This is a genomic window from Fulvivirga lutimaris (assembly GCF_009711525.1).
Taxonomy (GTDB): Bacteria; Bacteroidota; Bacteroidia; order Cytophagales; family Cyclobacteriaceae; genus Fulvivirga; species Fulvivirga lutimaris.
In genome coordinates, this window is the sequence record NZ_SMLV01000392.1 from 1 (window position 1) to 17,289 (window position 17,289).

Below are 17,289 nucleotides of genomic sequence, written 5' to 3' on the forward strand. Positions count from 1 at the left end.
TTTCTCCTGATATCCTTCGATATTAACTGGGACAGTATTTGTGAAATCAGTGATATTTATATTCGGAGCATATATTGAAATTATCCCATGCCTTGAAAAACCGCCAACTCTAATTAGACTATTAAGTCTATTTATAACTTGAACAAAGGTTACTTCTTCACTTGGCAAATTCATAATGCTGTCACTGGACACGGGTATATTATTCAGCAATATTACAGGGGCCATTGGGTAAGATTTGTTTTGTCCCTCATCAAAAACCCACAGTCTATTCTTTTTAAAGAAAGTATATGGAATTGCCTCTTTGATGACCTCTTTAAAAGAACTAAATGAAACGTAATCACTCAGGTTAATTTCATAATCAGAAACATTTAAGCGCGTAATTTGAATTGTGTCAGCACTGAAAAAAGATGTTTTCTTTTTTGGAGTGTAATACAAATCAATTTCTTTTCTTAAGTTGTTTTTGCTGATGATAGATTCAACTTTCATGGAATCCAGTTTAACTATTTCGAATTGTTCTTTTTTAAAAGAAATGCTGGGATCTATGTTTTCAACATTATGTAAATCTGATTCAGAGCTTAATGGGGTGAAGTAATATAACCGAATACCATCAAAATTTAATTGAGGGATTTCTACCAAGCCATCCTTATTGGAAATAGCATATCTAACCTGACCATCTTGTGGAGATGATATTATCAATTTTTCATAAGGTAACGCTTTGCCGGTTATGTCAGATAAAAGAAATTTTTCCGAGAAACCATTAACACTGTTAACTACAATTTGACCATTATACTCTTCTATCTCATTGTTACCAGTTGTGTAAGGAACTCCTTGCTTTAAATCTAAAACTGAAATACTAAGTAAACTAAGGTCTTTTGTTTCTACTCTAAACTTGTACTCACTGCCTATTTTGACATCTGAGGATAGGTTTAGATATTGGATTTCTTTCTGATTTGGCAAAGGGTATGAATTTTTTAAATTCAATGAAGACTTTCTCAAAATGTTTACAGGCTCAATTAAAAAGGGATTTTGGTTCTCGCCAATAAAAACCTGGATACTAGTAGCACTTGTACTGGTGGTATCTTCAATGCTGAAATAAAATGTTCCTAATTGGTCATCAATGTTTACTAAAGCTTTTGATACTTTCTGAAGTTGGTCATTTATTAAATAGACTTGAGCTGATCCTTGGTACTGAGTGTTATTTATGAATAAAGAACCTTGAATCGTATCTCCAGGTAGATAAACATTTTTATTTAAGATTACTTTGCCATGATTTTGAGCAAATAATGAGTTTTGAAAAATGCACAGCAACAAAAGAAATAAATACCTCATTTAAATTTAAAATTATATGTTATGGAGGGAATTGCACTGCCAATTACTGATAGTTGAATGGACCTAGGTATTGTATTTTGTAAAGATGTCGTATACACTGTGAAAGGGTTTTGACGGGCATAAACGTTATAGATGGAAAAAGTAATGCTACTGTCAAACCTATTGTCCTTTTTGTTTGACCCTTCGTATGTGACTGATAGGTCTAATCGATGAGACGGAGCTATTCTATAATTATTTCTTTCTGTAACATTAAAGATTCTGGTTCCATTAATAACATATGACGATTCAGGTAAAGTGACTGGTCTGCCGCTACTATAGTTAAAGGTAGTTGATAAGGTCCATAAACGACTTAATTTAAAGCTGGTCATTAAATTGATATTATGTGGTCGGTCAAAGTCTGACGGAAAATACTTATTGTTATTTATTTGCTCTACCCCAAAATCACCAGTGGTTTTGTTTTCAGTTTTAGAATAGAAGTAACTCAACCACCCCGTAACAGGTTCAGTATTTTTCTTAATTAGGAATTCAATTCCATAGGAACGACCTGTTGCGCCCACAATTTCAGTAACAACATATTCATTTAATAAAACATCTGCTCCAGTTTTAGGAATGTTTAAATAATCAAAATACTTATAATAGCCCTCAATAGAAGCTTCATATGCATTATCTCTTAAGTTGAAAAAATAGCCTGAAGAAAATGCATGTACTTTGCTGGGCTTAGTGTTCATGTCAGATGACTTCCAAATATCAGTAGGTAAACTGGCCGAGGAACTTGATAGTAAAAACTCGTATTGAACAGCTCTTGTGTAATTGAATTTTAATGAAGACTTGCTATTTAATCTATAATTTACTGATAGTCTCGGTTGTAAATCAGAAGTAAGAAGTTTTGATCTTGGTATAGATACAGTATCAATTATATTGATTTCATTTTTAGGACTTTGTTCATCAAATAAAAACTGGTTAGTTGTATTTAAATAGTTTAGGCTGAGCCTGACTCCTACTTCAAAGTTAAGGTCAGTTGAAATCCTGTGATTTATTCCTGCAAAAGGTGATAAAATGGTTTTTTTCTCATCGGGTAACTGCTTGGCAGTTAGAACAGAATTTACGCTCGGAATTCTTTCCCCCATGCTAAACTTTGTGTAATTCATCTCAGCCCCAACAAAATATGAAGTTGAATTCCTGAAATAGCTTAATGTTGTTTTGTTGCCATATCTTGTTAACCCATTTGAATAAAGAAATTCAAAAAATGGGGTTTCATCATCAACTGAAGACTCATACTTAGAAATATATGACAATGACTGCAAGCTTAAATCATCTTGAAAGTTATGTAACCAATTAAGACTTAATCCATTACTTGAATATGTATACGTACTATCTCCAAAAAGATTAAATTGGTCAAAGCTAGTATACCCTGATAAGTTAATAAGGTCATTTTTACCAATTTGAAACCCAAGCTTAGCGGTTAGGTCTTGAAAAGATGCAGAGCTTTGGCTTATGTCTGGATCATCAATTTTTTTAAGTATCCAAGTAGGGTAGCTTGCTCTTCCTGAAACTAGAATACCTGCCTTTTTTTTCTTCAAGGGAACTGACGCAGTCAACTTGCTTATTATTGGGCCAACGCCTCCACTAATTTCAAGCGCTTCTGAAATAGGGTTTTTCATTTCAACATTTAATATAGAAGAAAGTCTGTCTCCATACTCGGAGGAAAAGCCGCCCTTTGAAATAGAAAAATTTTCTACTACTTCGGGATTAAATATGGAGAAAAAACCAAACAAGTGAGATGAATTGTAGATAGGAATGCCATCTAATAATATTAAATTTTGGTCCACTCCGCCTCCTCTAACATTGAAACCTGAAGAGCCTTCTCCAACAGATTGAACACCAGGTAATGCACTAATTATTTGTGCAACATCAACCTCACCCAAAAAAGTAGGTAGTTTGTTAATTCTTTCAAGCTTAACCAAAACACTCCCCGGCTGAAGATTATTTAAATTATCTTCAGGGTTGTTGGCGATTATGTTGATATTTTCAAGTTCCAAAGTATTTTGAAAAAGCTCTACATCTAAGCTGAAGTTGTCATAGATATTTAAATTGAATTGCTGCTCATTATAAAGCAGAGACTTGATAAGAATACTATGAGATCCAGAGGGTATCTCTATTTTGTAATTTCCATTAATATCAGTAGAAACTCCTTTTCCTAATCTTGAAATTATCACATTAGCGTTTGGCACAGGATCATTTGTAAGTGCATCTGTAATTTTACCTGTTATTACTACAGGGTAAGTTTCTGATGAAATATTATTATCATTTAATAGAACAATAACTCGATCATCTAAAAATTTGTAAGAGATAGCGGTTCCAAATAAAATCTTGGCTAAAGCAGTTGATATTAGGTCATTTTCAAGTCTAACAGATTTGTTTAGACCATTTAACCATTCTTTTTTATAGTAGATTTTGTAATTGTATTCAGTATCTAAATACTCTAAAATATTAGATACAGGCTCTTCGGTAAAAGTTTTTGTAATAACTTCTTTTGTTTGAGAGAAAGTATAATTGAGTGATAATAATGAAACAAAAATCAGAGTAGCTAGGCTTTTTAGCACTAAATTATAAAGGTTATTCATGAAGTGATTTAATATGAACCCAAACTCAACATCTTAATTGCTGTTATGGCAGCTTCGTCACCTTTGTTACCATGCTTTCCGCCAGCCCTGTCAAGTGCTTGCTTCTGGTTGTCTGGAGTTAGCACTCCGAAAATAACGGGCTTGTTATACTTTAGACTCACATCGGTAACACCTTGAGCCACTGCATTACAAATAAAATCAAAATGCCTTGTTTCACCCTGTATAACACAACCTAGGCAAATTACGGCATCTATATCGTCTTGTTGTGCCATCCATTGAGCACCCAGAGATAACTCAAAACTACCTGGTACATCTTTCCTTATTATATTTTCACGACTGGCGCCATTGTTAATAAGGGTTTCAAAGGCTCCAGAGTATAGTGATTCAGTCACTTCGCTATTCCATTCAGACACTAATATACCGAACTTCTTTCCAGACATATCGCCTATGTTTTTAGCGGTGTGGTCGCTTAAGTTTTTAAGTGATGATGACATATTTTTAAATTTATTCAAAAATAAAAAAAGGGATAAGGCTAACCCTATCCCTTTCTATAAATGTTTTCTATTATTAAGAAGCTGAGTCTAACTTAGCTTTAAATTTCTTAGCATTTTGAACTTCAGAAGAATCCCAATACTTCTCTATAACTTGAGAGTAAGCATTTTTTGCAGCATCCAGGTCATTAGCATTTTCATAAGCAAGTGCGGCTTTCATTAAATATCTAGGAGAGAAATATTTGTTAGCTTCATAATTTGCAGCTTTCTCATAGTAGTTTGCAGCTTCGTTATATTCGCCAAGTTCCATATTAGCATCGCCAATAAGACTATAAGCTCTGGCTTGAATCAAAAGATCATCAGCCTGAAAGTCTTCAAGGTATAAAATAGCAGATTTAAAGCTGCCTTGTTTTAAATAAGCCGATCCAGCATAGAAATTGGCAAGGTTAGCCGCATCTGTAATGCCATACTCATCTATAATTGTCAAAAAACCGTAATTGATTCCGTCACCGTTAAGGGCTAAATCTAAACTATCAGATTCAAAATAATAAATAGCCTGGAACATATCGTTCTGAGCCTGCTCATTTTGTGAATTCTTATAGGTATTGAATCCAAAATATCCAGCTACCAGCAGAACAAGAACAGTACCTAACCCTAGTACTAAAGCTTTATTATTATTAATAAACTCTTCTGTTTTAGATAATTGGTCTGCAAGCGCTTCTGGATTTTCCAACAAATCATTAGCGTGATTCTCTTGATCTTTCTTTTTCTTCGTACTTGCCATTAGTAAATAAAATTTAAGGCTGCAAAGCTAAGAATTTAAAATTGAAGAAGAAATGAACTTCCTCAATTTTAAATTCAACATTAACTTCTGTTTATTTTACTCCATTAAAAATGGATAATCCTCCTGAACGTAAACATCCTTAAATGCTTCACTTGGATCTGGGTATGATGATTCTTCAGCGAATTTCACACATTCAGCTACTTCTTTTTTGATTTTGTCTTCAATAGCAGAAAGGTCTTTTTCACTGGCATATTTCTTTTTTAAGATAACATCTCTAACCTGCTCTATAGGGTCTTTCTTCTTGTATTCTTCAACCTCATCCTTAGTTCTGTATTTAGCAGGGTCAGACATTGAGTGTCCCTTATATCTGTAAGTTCTGAATTCAAGAAGGGTAGGTCCTTTTCCATCTCTGGCTCTTTTGGCCGCTACTTCTACTGATTTATGTACTTCCTCGACAGACATTGCATCAACAGCTTCAGAAGGCATCTCATAAGCTTTACCTAATGTATGAAGCTCAGTTACATTAGAAGTTCTCTGCACTGATGTACCCATGGCATATCCATTATTCTCGATCACGAATATAACAGGCAGTTTCCAAGTCATAGCTAAATTTAATGCTTCATGAAAGGCACCTTGCCTTACTGCACCATCTCCCATGTAACACATGCACAGGTTATCTGTCTTGTTAAATTTTTCAGCAAAGGCAATTCCAGCTCCTAAAGGCACCTGTCCACCTACAATACCATGTCCACCGAAGAAATGATTTTCAAAGTCAAACATGTGCATTGATCCACCTTTTCCTTTAGAGATACCAGTTTCTTTTGCAAAAAGCTCTGCCATGATCTTTTTAGGATCAGAACCCAAAGCAATAGGGTGTGCGTGATCTCTATAAGCAGTGATATATTTATCTCCCTTCTTTAAAGCTGATACTGCTCCTGCAACACAAGCTTCTTGTCCTATATATAAGTGGCAAAACCCTTTGATTTTTTGCTGGCCATATAACTGACCTGCCTTCTCTTCAAACTTTCTCATCAAAAGCATACTCTCAAACCACTCCATGTATGTTTCTTTAGAAAACTTGGCCGAAGATGATTTTGATTGGGCTTTTCCTTTTGTTGTACTTGCCATAATGTTAATTTTGAATACAAATTTGGACTGCGAAAATAAGCAAAAAAAGTTAATGCACATTGAAAAATTAAGTTTGATTAACTTCAAAAATTACGAAGAAGCATCATTAACTTTTTCCGATAAAATCAACTGCCTAGTAGGTCTTAACGGTAGTGGTAAGACTAATATATTGGATGCTATCTACTATTTATCAATGACCAAAAGTGCTCATAACTCTATTGATAGTCAGAACATAAAGTTTGATGAAAACTATTTTAGCATTAAGGGAACATTTGCTAATGGTAAAGACCAGAATGAGGTAGTCTGTTATTTTCAGGAGGGCACCAAGAAGTCATTTAAAGTTAATAAAAATGACTATGATAAATTATCCGAACATATAGGAAGGTTTCCGGTAGTGTTAATTACTCCCTACGATACGGACATTATCAGAGAGGGGAGCGAAACCAGAAGGCGCTTCTTTGATACCATTATTAGTCAAATAGATTCTAACTATTTAAGACACCTTATTAAGTATAACAATAATCTTAAGCAAAGGAATAGCATTCTCAAAACCTTTAATAAAACAAAGAAGATTAATTACGACCTACTTGAGAACTATGACAATGTGTTAATAGAGCTAGGTCAGGAGATCTATCAGAAGAGGTATAAATTTAGTAATGAGTTTAAAGATGTGTTTTTAAAGAAGTATGCCTTTTTAAGTGAGGAATTAGAAAGTGTAAATATTGAATACAGCTCAAACTTGTCCTCTTCCGATTTTGCCCATGATTTAAAAGGTGCTGTTAACAAGGATGTGGCTTTAGAACGGACAACATTGGGGATTCATAAGGATGACTTTAAATTTTTAATAGGCAATAATCCTTTAAAGAAATTTGGCTCGCAGGGACAACAAAAGAGTTTTTCTATTGCACTTAAGCTTTCTCACTTTCAAGTCATTGATGAATCAATGAGGCACAAACCAATTTTATTGCTTGATGATATATTTGATAAGCTTGACAGTAATAGAATAAAGAAGCTTCTTAACATGGTTATTGAAGATCAATTTGGGCAAGTATTTATAACAGATGCTCGGGAGGAAAGAACGCGTGAAATGCTCAGTTCATTAAATATATCTGCAGCCTATTATAAAATTCACGCTGGTCAGCTAAGTCCCGTTTAGCCTATTGTCAGCTTAAAGAAAAATGACCAAAGCAGATTGAGTTTCTTATTCTTGCTCTTCAATAGATCTACTCCGTATACTTTAATGCAGTGATATAACAGGGCTAAAGAACAGCTTAGAATAACAAAAAAGACCCACCATCTTCCGCTTAAGTTACCAAAGGCAAAAAGCACCAGAGATATGTTTACTATGAAGTATATGACAATATGAACTAAAAAGTAATTTAGGTCATTGAGAAGCTGTTTTGTTTTTTCTTGCAGATCATCACTCATAGCAATAAATATATTACTTTAAATCAATATTATCTCAAATTGACAATGTTTTTGATGAAATAGTTTTTCACTAGGGCTTATTGATAATTGTAATTCTAAAGGTTTACGAAGTATGTTATGTACCTTTGATCTTCATGGCTAAGTATTACAATAACAGAAAATCTGAAACCACATCTGTAGGAGATGCGATAAGCGATTTGCTTAAACAATATCACCTGCAAGAGAGGTTTGATGAAAATCGCCTTATCCATTCCTGGAAAAAATTAATGGGAGCAACAATAGCCAACAGAACCTCTAAGATTTTTATAAAGAATAAAGTGCTCTTTATAGAGTTGACATCTGCTCCTTTGAAGAAGGAATTGTCAATGTCAAAAGCCAAGATTGTATCGATTTTCGAAAAGGAAATTGGTAAAGACATTATCAAAGAAATTATTTTCATGTAAAAAGTGCTTTGTATGGCTTAAAAATGAGGTGCCTGAAAATAAATCTACTTTTTTTTTCAAAAGTTTGATAAAAATAAAAAACCGTATAATTTTGCACTTCCTTTCGAAAAAGTCACCTATAAGAAGGTTAATTTTGGAAGGTAGTTCTTAATAATATTGTACCACGGGGGGATACCAAAGCGGCCAACTGGGACGGACTGTAAATCCGTTGTCTTATGACTTCGCAGGTTCGAATCCTGCTCCCCCCACTGATTAACGACAGCGTATTTCTGTATTGACAAGAAAAATCGTAAATTCGCTGTCCCAAATCTTAAAGCGGGAGTAGCTCAGCTGGTAGAGCGACAGCCTTCCAAGCTGTAGGTCGCGAGTTCGAACCTCGTCTCCCGCTCTTAAAATGAGGTCTTGGTTTGATGTTCTAGGTTTTTAAAGGTTACTTCAACTTATACAGAGAACTGAGGGCTAATCAGCCGAGATAGCTCAGGGGTAGAGTGCTTCCTTGGTAAGGAAGAGGTCGGGGGTTCAAATCCCCTTCTTGGCTCAAAAATTAATGGTTCATATCCGGAGGTAATACTCTGAATTTGATCCATAACTGTATTGTAAAATAAGTAAACAAAAAGATAAATTTTAAACTAAACTAGGGATTTTCAAATATGGCTAAAGAAAACTTCGACCGTTCAAAACCCCACGTTAATATTGGTACCATTGGTCACGTTGACCACGGTAAAACCACTTTGACAGCGGCTATTTCTAAAGTATTGTCTGACAAAGGTCTTGCATCTTCAAGAGACTTCTCATCAATCGATAATGCTCCGGAAGAGAAAGAAAGAGGTATTACAATCAATACTTCTCACATCGAATATGCAACTGATAACAGACACTATGCTCACGTTGACTGTCCTGGTCACGCTGACTACGTTAAGAACATGGTTACTGGTGCGGCTCAAATGGACGGTGCTATCATCGTTGTTGCTGCAACTGACGGTCCTATGCCACAAACTAGAGAGCATATCCTTTTATCTCGTCAGGTAGGTGTTCCTGCTTTGGTTGTTTTCATGAACAAAGTTGACTTAGTAGATGATCCTGAATTATTAGAGCTTGTTGAAATGGAAATCAGAGAATTGCTTTCTGATTATGATTTCCCAGGAGATGATATTCCAGTTATCCAAGGTTCTGCTTTAGGTGCACTTAACGGTGAGCCTGAGTGGGTTGCTAAAGTTGAAGAATTGATGGATGCAGTTGATAATTTCATTCCAATTCCTGAAAGATTAATTGACAAAGATTTCTTGATGCCTGTTGAGGACGTATTCTCTATTACTGGTAGAGGTACTGTTGCTACTGGAAGAATCGAAAGAGGTGTAATAAACACTGGAGATCCTGTTGATATTTTAGGAATGGGTGCTGAAGGACTTAAGTCTACCATCACTGGTGTTGAAATGTTTAGAAAAATATTAGACAGAGGTGAAGCAGGAGATAACGTTGGTCTTCTTTTAAGAGGTATCGAAAAAGAAAGTATCAAAAGAGGTATGGTAATCTGTAAGCCAGGTTCTGTAACTCCTCACCAAAAATTCAAAGCAGAGGTTTACGTTCTTTCAAAAGAAGAAGGTGGACGTCACACTCCATTCTTTAACAAATACCGTCCTCAGTTCTACTTAAGAACAACTGACGTAACTGGTGAAATTTTCTTGCCAGCAGGCGTGGAGATGGTAATGCCAGGTGACAACGTATCTATCGAGGTGCAGTTGATCAACAAGGTTGCTATGGAGAAGGGTCTTCGTTTCGCTATCAGAGAAGGTGGTAGAACTGTAGGGTCTGGTCAGGTAACTGAAATTCTAGACTAAGAATAAAAATCATTAGAGAAAGCGTTCTGGAAATTATTCTGGAACGCTTTTGTTTTCTAAAAAACTTTATAGTACCTTTGCAGACCATTTTGGACTGTAGGGGAATTAATTGCGGTTAAGCAAGTTCAAAATACGAGGGTAGAGAAGAAGAGAATTTGCTCGTAATATAAAATACAAACGGGTGTAGCTCAATTGGTAGAGTAGTGGTCTCCAAAACCATTGGCTGGGAGTTCGAGTCTCTCCACCCGTGCTAAAATTTAAAATACTGTTTCAATGCATAAATTAAAGACATTTATTCTTGAGTCATACGATGAGATGAAAAACAAAGTCTCATGGCCAAAGTATAGCCAGCTTCAAAATAGCTCTATTCTTGTACTCATTGCATCTTTGATTTTTGCGCTTTTCATAGGTTTGATTGACTATGTTTTTCAAACTGGAATGGATTGGTTTTACGGTGAGTTTTAATTATAACCGATACTAGTGATGAGCGAATTAAATTGGTATGTAGTACGGGTAGTTAGTGGACAGGAAAAGAAAGTTAAAGCTTACCTGGAAACTGAAATTGAAAGAGAAGGACTTACAGATTTTGTTCCTCAGATTTTAATACCTTCTGAAAAGGTGTACGAAATGAGGAATGGAAAAAAGAGAGTTCGTGAAAGAAATTTCTTTCCTGGATATGTTATTGTATCCGCTGATCTTTCAAATGGAGAAGCTAATCACGTAGTGACTAGTATACCGGGAGTAATTGGCTTTTTAGGTAATAATGGTACAGGTCAGTCTAAAGAACCTGTTGCTTTAAGACAAAGTGAAATTAATCGAATTCTAGGAAAAGTAGATGAGGTTGATGAGTTTGAAGAGAAATTAGAGACACCATATATAGTAGGTGAATCTGTGAAAGTAATGGATGGACCATTTTCAGGATTTACAGGTACAGTTGAGGAAGTTTTTGAAGAAAGAAAGAAACTCAATGTTATGGTGAAGATATTTGGCAGGAATACTCCTGTTGAACTAAACTATATGCAAGTAGAAAAATTAGATTAAGAAATGGCTAAGGAAATTAGTGGATACTTGAAATTGCAGATTAGAGGTGGGGCAGCTAACCCATCGCCTCCTGTAGGACCGGCTTTAGGTAGTAAAGGTCTAAATATCATGGACTTCTGTAAGCAGTTTAATGCTAGAACCCAGGAGAAACAAGGACAGGTATTACCTGTTTTAATTACTATCTTTTCAGATAAGTCTTTTGACTTTGTAATTAAGACTCCTCCTGCAGCGGTTTTAATTCTTGAAGCTGCAAAGAAGAAAAGTGGTTCTCCAGAACCAAATAGAAATAAAGTTGGAAATATTACCTGGGATCAGGTGAAGGCTATTGCTGAAACAAAAATGCCTGATCTGAATGCTTTCGAATCACACTCTGCTATGAAAATGGTGGCTGGAACGGCAAGAAGCATGGGTATAAAAGTGACTGGAACAGCTCCCTGGAGTTAATAATTAATACAGAAAATGGGAAAGTTGACAAAAAATCAAAAGGCGATAGCCGAAAAATACGAAGCAACTAAGGAGTATAGTTTAGAAGATGCTTCTAAGCTTGTGAAGGACATTACTTTCACAAAGTTTGATGCTTCAGTTGATTTAGATATCAGGTTAGGTGTAGATCCTAAGAAAGCTGATCAAATGGTGAGAGGTGTTGTTACACTTCCTCATGGAACAGGTAAGGATCTAAAAGTATTAGTACTTTGTACTCCTGATAAAGAGCAAGAAGCCAAAGACGCAGGCGCTGATTATGTTGGACTAGATGAGTTTATCACCAAAATTGAAGGTGGATGGACTGATATTGACGTAATCATTACTATGCCTACAGTTATGGCTAAAGTAGGTCGTTTAGGCAAGGTATTAGGACCAAGAGGTTTGATGCCAAATCCTAAATCAGGTACAGTAACACTAGAAGTAGGAAAAGCTGTGACTGAGGTAAAGGCTGGTAAAATTGATTTCAAAGTTGATAAATTTGGTATTATCCACGTGAGTGTTGGAAAGGCCTCTTTTACTCCTGAGAAAATCAAAGACAACGTAAGAGAAATGTTACAAACGGTTTCAAAAATGAAGCCGGCTTCCGCGAAAGGAACATATTTTAAGAGTATTAACCTCTCTTCTACTATGAGCCCTTCAATTACAATAGATAAAAGTACAATTTCAGGAATACAATAATGACACGTCAAGAAAAAGCACAAATCATTGATGAACTAAAAGACAAGTTCTCGAAGAATGCTCATTATTACATTACTGATGCTTCAGGACTTTCAGTAGCCCAAATCAATAACTTTAGAAGACTATGTTTTACTAAAGGTGTTGAGTACAGAGTATTTAAAAATACTTTGATCAAAAAGGCTTTGGATGAAATGAACACGGATCATTCGCTAATTGACGATCAATTAAAAGGTTTCTCTGGAGTAATTTTCTCTGAAGAAGCTGCTAATGTTCCAGCAAAAGTAATTACTGAGTACAGAGCAAAGCAGAAAATGACTAAACCCCTATTGAAGGCTGCATCAATTGATACAGATTTCATTATAGGTGAGGAGAACTTGAAGATGTTGAGCGAGCTCAAGTCTAAACAAGAACTTATCGGTGAAGTTATTGGATTGCTTCAATCACCAGCCAAAAATGTTGTTTCTGCTCTATTAAGTGGTAAAAACACAATTGGTGGCTTGGTAAAAGCATTATCTGAGAGATAAATTTTAAAAATTTTAGAAACTAACGAATAATTAAATAAGAATTAAAATGGCAGACGTTAAAGCACTTGGAGATCAACTGGTAGAATTAACAGTTAAAGAAGTTAGCGAACTTGCGGAGTATTTGAAAGAAACTCATGGTATCGAGCCTGCAGCGGCAGCAGCAGTAGCAGTAGCTGCACCTGCTGGTGGTGGCGAAGGAGATGCTGGAGCTGAGAAAACTGAGTTCGATGTTATCCTTAAAGCAGCTGGTGGTGCAAAACTTGCAGTTGTTAAATTGGTAAAAGAATTAACTGGTCTTGGACTTAAAGAAGCTAAGGAATTAGTAGACGGAGCTCCAAAACCTCTTAAAGAAGGCGTTGCTAAAGACGAAGCTGAAGGCTTGAAAAAGCAGCTTGAAGAAGCTGGAGCTGAAGTAGAGTTGAAGTAAGCCTTGACGACATATTTGATCGTCTAACACATTGTTAGGCCCCGATTTTAATCGGGGTCTTTTCCTGTTTGTACCAACTTTACAAACAAAACTCGTCAGCGTCTCAACACCTGGCGGCACTTGCAATATCTTGTAATTAAAACTTTTAAAGCTTTGGCTAATAAAAAAGAAAACTCAAGAATCAATTTCTCTTCTATTAAGAAAGTAATAGACTATCCTGATTTCCTTGACATTCAAGTACAATCATTTCAGGATTTCTTTCAGTTGGAAACTCCAGCCGAAAAAAGAGAACAAGAAGGACTTTTCAAAGTGTTTTCTGAAAATTTTCCAATTTCAGATTCTAGAGAAAATTTCGTTTTGGAATTCATCGATTATATCGTTGATCCTCCCAAATATTCTGTGGATGAATCCATAGATAGAGGTCTTACTTATTCTGTTCCATTGAAGGCTAAATTAAAATTAACCTGCAATGATGAGGATAATGAGGATTTCGAAACTATTGAACAGGAAGTGTTCTTAGGAAACATTCCTTACATGACCAAGAAAGGGTCATTTGTTATCAATGGTGCTGAGCGTGTTATTGTATCTCAATTACACAGATCTCCTGGTGTATTCTTTGCCCAGAGTAAGCATACCAATGGTACTAAATTGTATTCTGCCAGAATTATACCTTTCAAAGGGTCATGGATAGAATTTGCTACTGACGTGAACAACGTTATGTACGCATATATTGATAGAAAGAAAAAATTCCCGGTAACTACTTTGTTAAGAGCAATTGGTTACGGTACGGATAAAGATATATTAGATTTATTTGGTCTGTCTGAAGAAGTAAAAGCGACTAAGAAAGATCTTAAAAATGCTGAAGGTAGAAGATTAGCTGCTAGAGTTCTTAAAACTTGGACTGAAGATTTCGTTGATGAGGATACTGGAGAAGTTGTATCTATTGACAGAAATGAAGTTCTATTAGAAAGAGATCATATTCTAACAGCTGAGGATATTGAGGTTATTGTTGATTCAGGATCTAAGTCAGTTATTCTTCATAGAGAAGATGTTAACGTTACTGATTTTACTATCATCTTCAATACCTTATCAAAAGATAACTCAAACACTGAGAAAGAGGCAGTTGAGCAGATTTATCGTCAATTAAGAAATACAGAAGCTCCTGATGAGCAAACAGCTAGGGATATTATCCAGAGCTTGTTCTTCAGTGAGAAGAGATATGACTTGGGTGAAGTTGGTAGGTATAGAATCAATAAAAAGTTAGGTCTTGATTTAAGTTCAGAGCAAAGAGTACTGACTACTGAAGATATTATTCTTATTGTTAAATACTTAATTGGACTTATTAACTCTAAAGCAGTAGTTGATGATATTGACCACTTAAGTAACAGGAGAGTTAGAACGGTTGGAGAACAATTGTACGCTCAATTTGGTGTTGGTCTTGCAAGAATGGCAAGAACGATCAAAGAGAGAATGAATGTTAGAGATAATGAAGATTTCAAGCCTGTTGATTTGATCAATGCCAGAACGCTTTCTTCAGTTATCAACTCATTCTTTGGAACTAATCAACTTTCTCAATTCATGGATCAAACGAATCCATTGGCTGAGATTACGCATAAAAGAAGAATGTCGGCATTAGGACCTGGTGGTCTTTCTAGAGAAAGAGCTGGTTTTGAGGTTCGTGACGTTCACTACACTCACTATGGTAGACTTTGTACTATTGAAACACCTGAAGGGCCAAACATTGGTTTAATTTCTTCACTTTGTGTTCATGCGAAGGTTAACCACATGGGATTCATTGAAACTCCATATAGAGAGGTTGCAAATGGCAAAGTAGATATGACAGGTAATGTTAAATATCTAACAGCTGAAGAAGAAGATACATTCAATATTGCGCAGGCTAATGCTCCTCTAAAAGATAATGGAAACTTTATCAATGAAAGAGTAAAAGCAAGATTTGAAGGTGACTTCCCTGTAGTTGAGCCTAAGGAATTAGGTTATATGGATGTTGCTCCAAACCAGATTGTATCTGTTGCGGCTTCGTTGATTCCATTCCTTGAGCATGATGATGCAAACAGGGCCTTGATGGGATCGAACATGCAACGTCAGGCAGTTCCTTTATTGAAGCCTCAGGCACCGATCGTTGGTACTGGTCTTGAAGGTAGAGTAGCTTTAGACTCTAGAGCTTTGGTCCTTGCAGAAGGAGATGGAGAAGTAGAATTTGTAGATGCTAAGAAGGTTGTTGTTAAATATGACATGAATGACGATGATGTTCTTGTCAACTTTGATGCTGAAAGCAAAGAATACGAGCTTATCAAGTTCAGAAGAACTAACCAGGATACTTGTATCAATTTGACTCCTATTGTAAAAAAAGGACAAAGAATTGTTAAAGGTCAGCCTTTAGTAGAGGGTTATGCTACAGAGCAAGGTGAGTTAGCATTAGGTAGAAACCTTATGGTAGCCTACATGCCTTGGCAAGGTTACAACTTTGAGGATGCGATTGTAATTTCTGAAAAAGTTGTAAGAAATGATGTTTATACTTCTATTCACATTGAAGAATTTGAATTAGAAGTTAGAGATACAAAAAGAGGTGAGGAAGAGCTTACTTCTGAGATTCCAAACGTGAGCGAAGAGGCTGTTAAACACCTTGATGAGTTTGGTATCATCAGAGTTGGAGCCGAAGTTAAAGAAGGAGATATCCTTATCGGTAAGATTACTCCTAAAGGAGAGTCTGATCCTACACCTGAAGAAAAATTATTGAGAGCTATTTTCGGTGATAAAGCTGGAGATGTTAAAGATGCTTCAATGAAAGCGCCTCCATCATTAAGAGGTGTTGTAATTGATACTAAATTGTTCTCTAGACCTAAGAAAGATAAGGACCTTAGAGCTAAGTCTAAGAAGGAAGTTGAAATACTTAAGAATAAGTACAGCAAGCAATTACTTGAGCTTCGTGCCGAGGTAATTGAGAAGTTGACTAAGCTTTTGAGTGGCAAGACTTCTCAAGGCATCAAGCATAAGTTTGGAGATGAGATTGTAAGTAAAGGTGTTAAATTCTCAGGTAAATTGATTGAAAACAATTTATTCCCAGAGAAGAACATTTACAAAGACGAAAGTACTTATAATGTTCCTGAAGAAGTAAACCTTGTTTCTGATGTTAACCTTGATAACTGGACTACTGATGACAATACAAATCAGATGGTTTTCAGAATGATCAAAAACTACAATATCAAGAGAAATGAGATTGCGGGAGATTTCAAACGTGAACGTTTCACTCTTGAAGTAGGAGATGAATTACCAGCAGGTATTGTACAATTAGCTAAAGTATATATCGCTAAGAAACGTAAGTTGAAAGTGGGTGATAAAATGGCTGGTCGTCATGGTAACAAAGGGGTGGTTGCAAGAATAGTGAGAGAAGAGGATATGCCGTTCTTAGAAGATGGTACTCCTGTTGATATCTGTCTAAACCCTCTTGGTGTACCTTCAAGGATGAACCTTGGTCAAATTTATGAAACAGTTCTTGGATGGGCTGGTTATAAATTAGGCAGAAAATATGCTACTCCTATTTTCGATGGAGCTTCTATGGAAGAAGTTGCTGGTGAATTAGCTGAAGCAGGACTGCCGGAATATGGTAGATCTTACCTATATGATGGATTGACTGGTCAGAAATTTGATCAGCCAGTAACGGTAGGTATTGCTTATATGCTTAAACTAGGTCACTTAGTTGATGATAAGATGCACGCAAGGTCTATTGGACCATACTCATTAATTACTCAGCAGCCTCTTGGTGGTAAAGCACAATTTGGTGGTCAGAGATTTGGTGAGATGGAGGTTTGGGCACTTGAGGCATTCGGTGCATCACACGTACTTCAGGAAATTCTAACAATCAAATCTGATGATGTGATTGGAAGAGCAAAAGCTTATGAAGCTATCGTTAAAGGCGAGAACATGCGTAAGCCAAATATTCCTGAGTCATTTAATGTATTGGTACACGAACTTCGTGGACTTGCATTAGAGATCACTTTAGACTAATAAATTAAAAATTCATGGTCCCGGTTTATCCGGGACTATAGAAAT

16 protein-coding genes and 4 tRNA genes are annotated in these 17,289 nt (G+C 35.9%); 14 read left to right on the forward strand and 6 right to left on the reverse strand.

The genetic code is table 11. The features are described from left to right. The 5 genes from E1140_RS12730 to pdhA form a co-directional block, all read right to left on the reverse strand. Positions 1 to 1,329, reverse strand: a 1,329-nt coding sequence (locus E1140_RS12730) for a hypothetical protein (RefSeq protein WP_155184233.1), incomplete at its 3' end; no start/stop codon positions are given. Then, positions 1,326 to 3,953: a TonB-dependent receptor gene (locus E1140_RS12735; protein WP_155184236.1), complete on the reverse strand. Its 2,628-nt coding sequence runs from the start codon at positions 3,951 to 3,953 to the stop codon at positions 1,326 to 1,328. The genes E1140_RS12730 and E1140_RS12735, both read right to left, overlap by 4 nt. Before the next feature lie 8 nt (positions 3,954 to 3,961). Next, positions 3,962 to 4,447, reverse strand: coding sequence for a 6,7-dimethyl-8-ribityllumazine synthase (gene ribH / locus E1140_RS12740; protein ID WP_155184239.1), 486 nt, complete (start codon positions 4,445 to 4,447; stop codon positions 3,962 to 3,964). Between the two features lie 73 nt (positions 4,448 to 4,520). Next, the gene (locus E1140_RS12745; RefSeq protein WP_155184242.1) at positions 4,521 to 5,228 is read right to left on the reverse strand and encodes a tetratricopeptide repeat protein; all 708 of its coding nucleotides are present in this window, start codon (positions 5,226 to 5,228) and stop codon (positions 4,521 to 4,523) included. Positions 5,229 to 5,324: 96 nt separating this feature from the next. After that, on the reverse strand, positions 5,325 to 6,356 hold the full coding sequence (gene pdhA / locus E1140_RS12750) for a pyruvate dehydrogenase (acetyl-transferring) E1 component subunit alpha (protein WP_155184245.1): 1,032 nt from the start codon (positions 6,354 to 6,356) through the stop codon (positions 5,325 to 5,327). A 52-nt stretch (positions 6,357 to 6,408) separates the two neighbouring features. Between pdhA and recF the strand changes: the two genes are divergently transcribed. After that, positions 6,409 to 7,512, forward strand: a complete 1,104-nt coding sequence (gene recF, locus E1140_RS12755) for a DNA replication/repair protein RecF (RefSeq protein ID WP_155184248.1) — start codon at positions 6,409 to 6,411, stop codon at positions 7,510 to 7,512. On the opposite strand, the gene E1140_RS22100 is transcribed toward recF, so the two are convergent. Continuing rightward, entirely contained in the window at positions 7,509 to 7,784 is a 276-nt protein-coding gene (locus E1140_RS22100) for a 2TM domain-containing protein (RefSeq protein ID WP_155184251.1), read from the reverse strand. The two genes, recF and E1140_RS22100, sit on opposite strands and share 4 nt — an antisense overlap. 134 nt (positions 7,785 to 7,918) lie before the next feature. On the opposite strand from E1140_RS22100, the gene E1140_RS12765 reads away from it, so the two are divergent. The 13 genes from E1140_RS12765 (at position 7,919) to rpoB (ending at position 17,244) form a co-directional block, all read left to right on the forward strand. Then, positions 7,919 to 8,227: a DciA family protein gene (locus E1140_RS12765; protein ID WP_155184254.1), complete on the forward strand. Its 309-nt coding sequence runs from the start codon at positions 7,919 to 7,921 to the stop codon at positions 8,225 to 8,227. A gap of 165 nt (positions 8,228 to 8,392) precedes the next feature. Continuing rightward, positions 8,393 to 8,475: transfer RNA gene (locus E1140_RS12770), tRNA-Tyr, on the forward strand. A gap of 67 nt (positions 8,476 to 8,542) precedes the next feature. Beyond that, positions 8,543 to 8,615 (forward strand) — tRNA-Gly (locus E1140_RS12775). Between the two features lie 78 nt (positions 8,616 to 8,693). Continuing rightward, positions 8,694 to 8,765: transfer RNA gene (locus E1140_RS12780), tRNA-Thr, on the forward strand. 112 nt (positions 8,766 to 8,877) lie between these two features. Continuing rightward, positions 8,878 to 10,065 (forward strand): elongation factor Tu, encoded by a 1,188-nt coding sequence (gene tuf, locus E1140_RS12785; protein WP_155184256.1) that lies wholly within the window; start codon positions 8,878 to 8,880, stop codon positions 10,063 to 10,065. Between the two features lie 177 nt (positions 10,066 to 10,242). After that, positions 10,243 to 10,315 (forward strand) — tRNA-Trp (locus tag E1140_RS12790). Positions 10,316 to 10,338: 23 nt separating this feature from the next. Then, positions 10,339 to 10,530: a preprotein translocase subunit SecE gene (secE, locus tag E1140_RS12795; protein ID WP_155184259.1), complete on the forward strand. Its 192-nt coding sequence runs from the start codon at positions 10,339 to 10,341 to the stop codon at positions 10,528 to 10,530. Between the two features lie 18 nt (positions 10,531 to 10,548). Then, entirely contained in the window at positions 10,549 to 11,106 is a 558-nt protein-coding gene (gene nusG, locus E1140_RS12800) for a transcription termination/antitermination protein NusG (RefSeq protein WP_155184262.1), read from the forward strand. A 3-nt stretch (positions 11,107 to 11,109) separates the two neighbouring features. Continuing rightward, positions 11,110 to 11,550 carry a 50S ribosomal protein L11 gene (gene rplK / locus E1140_RS12805; protein WP_155184266.1) on the forward strand — a complete coding sequence of 147 codons (441 nt, stop codon included), beginning with the start codon at positions 11,110 to 11,112 and terminating at the stop codon, positions 11,548 to 11,550. 15 nt (positions 11,551 to 11,565) lie between these two features. Beyond that, positions 11,566 to 12,267 (forward strand): 50S ribosomal protein L1, encoded by a 702-nt coding sequence (rplA, locus tag E1140_RS12810; RefSeq protein ID WP_155184268.1) that lies wholly within the window; start codon positions 11,566 to 11,568, stop codon positions 12,265 to 12,267. Further along, the gene (gene rplJ, locus E1140_RS12815; protein ID WP_155184271.1) at positions 12,267 to 12,791 is read left to right on the forward strand and encodes a 50S ribosomal protein L10; all 525 of its coding nucleotides are present in this window, start codon (positions 12,267 to 12,269) and stop codon (positions 12,789 to 12,791) included. Before rplA ends, rplJ begins: the two co-directional genes overlap by 1 nt. Before the next feature lie 46 nt (positions 12,792 to 12,837). Continuing rightward, positions 12,838 to 13,218 (forward strand): 50S ribosomal protein L7/L12, encoded by a 381-nt coding sequence (gene rplL / locus E1140_RS12820; protein WP_155184274.1) that lies wholly within the window; start codon positions 12,838 to 12,840, stop codon positions 13,216 to 13,218. Positions 13,219 to 13,371: 153 nt separating this feature from the next. Further along, positions 13,372 to 17,244: a DNA-directed RNA polymerase subunit beta gene (gene rpoB / locus E1140_RS12825; RefSeq protein WP_155184277.1), complete on the forward strand. Its 3,873-nt coding sequence runs from the start codon at positions 13,372 to 13,374 to the stop codon at positions 17,242 to 17,244. Positions 17,245 to 17,289 lie beyond the last annotated feature (45 nt).

What these genes read in the sequence shown, in the direction of transcription:
- E1140_RS12735 (WP_155184236.1), bottom strand. Translation starts at nt 3,953, where the DNA reads ATGAATAACCTTTATAATTTAGTGCTAAAAAGCCTAGCTACTCTGATT.
- ribH (WP_155184239.1), bottom strand. Translation starts at nt 4,447, where the DNA reads ATGTCATCATCACTTAAAAACTTAAGCGACCACACCGCTAAAAACATA.
- E1140_RS12745 (WP_155184242.1), bottom strand. Translation starts at nt 5,228, where the DNA reads ATGGCAAGTACGAAGAAAAAGAAAGATCAAGAGAATCACGCTAATGAT.
- pdhA (WP_155184245.1), bottom strand. Translation starts at nt 6,356, where the DNA reads ATGGCAAGTACAACAAAAGGAAAAGCCCAATCAAAATCATCTTCGGCC.
- recF (WP_155184248.1), top strand. Translation starts at nt 6,409, where the DNA reads ATGCACATTGAAAAATTAAGTTTGATTAACTTCAAAAATTACGAAGAA.
- E1140_RS22100 (WP_155184251.1), bottom strand. Translation starts at nt 7,784, where the DNA reads ATGAGTGATGATCTGCAAGAAAAAACAAAACAGCTTCTCAATGACCTA.
- E1140_RS12765 (WP_155184254.1), top strand. Translation starts at nt 7,919, where the DNA reads ATGGCTAAGTATTACAATAACAGAAAATCTGAAACCACATCTGTAGGA.
- tuf (WP_155184256.1), top strand. Translation starts at nt 8,878, where the DNA reads ATGGCTAAAGAAAACTTCGACCGTTCAAAACCCCACGTTAATATTGGT.
- secE (WP_155184259.1), top strand. Translation starts at nt 10,339, where the DNA reads ATGCATAAATTAAAGACATTTATTCTTGAGTCATACGATGAGATGAAA.
- nusG (WP_155184262.1), top strand. Translation starts at nt 10,549, where the DNA reads ATGAGCGAATTAAATTGGTATGTAGTACGGGTAGTTAGTGGACAGGAA.
- rplK (WP_155184266.1), top strand. Translation starts at nt 11,110, where the DNA reads ATGGCTAAGGAAATTAGTGGATACTTGAAATTGCAGATTAGAGGTGGG.
- rplA (WP_155184268.1), top strand. Translation starts at nt 11,566, where the DNA reads ATGGGAAAGTTGACAAAAAATCAAAAGGCGATAGCCGAAAAATACGAA.
- rplJ (WP_155184271.1), top strand. Translation starts at nt 12,267, where the DNA reads ATGACACGTCAAGAAAAAGCACAAATCATTGATGAACTAAAAGACAAG.
- rplL (WP_155184274.1), top strand. Translation starts at nt 12,838, where the DNA reads ATGGCAGACGTTAAAGCACTTGGAGATCAACTGGTAGAATTAACAGTT.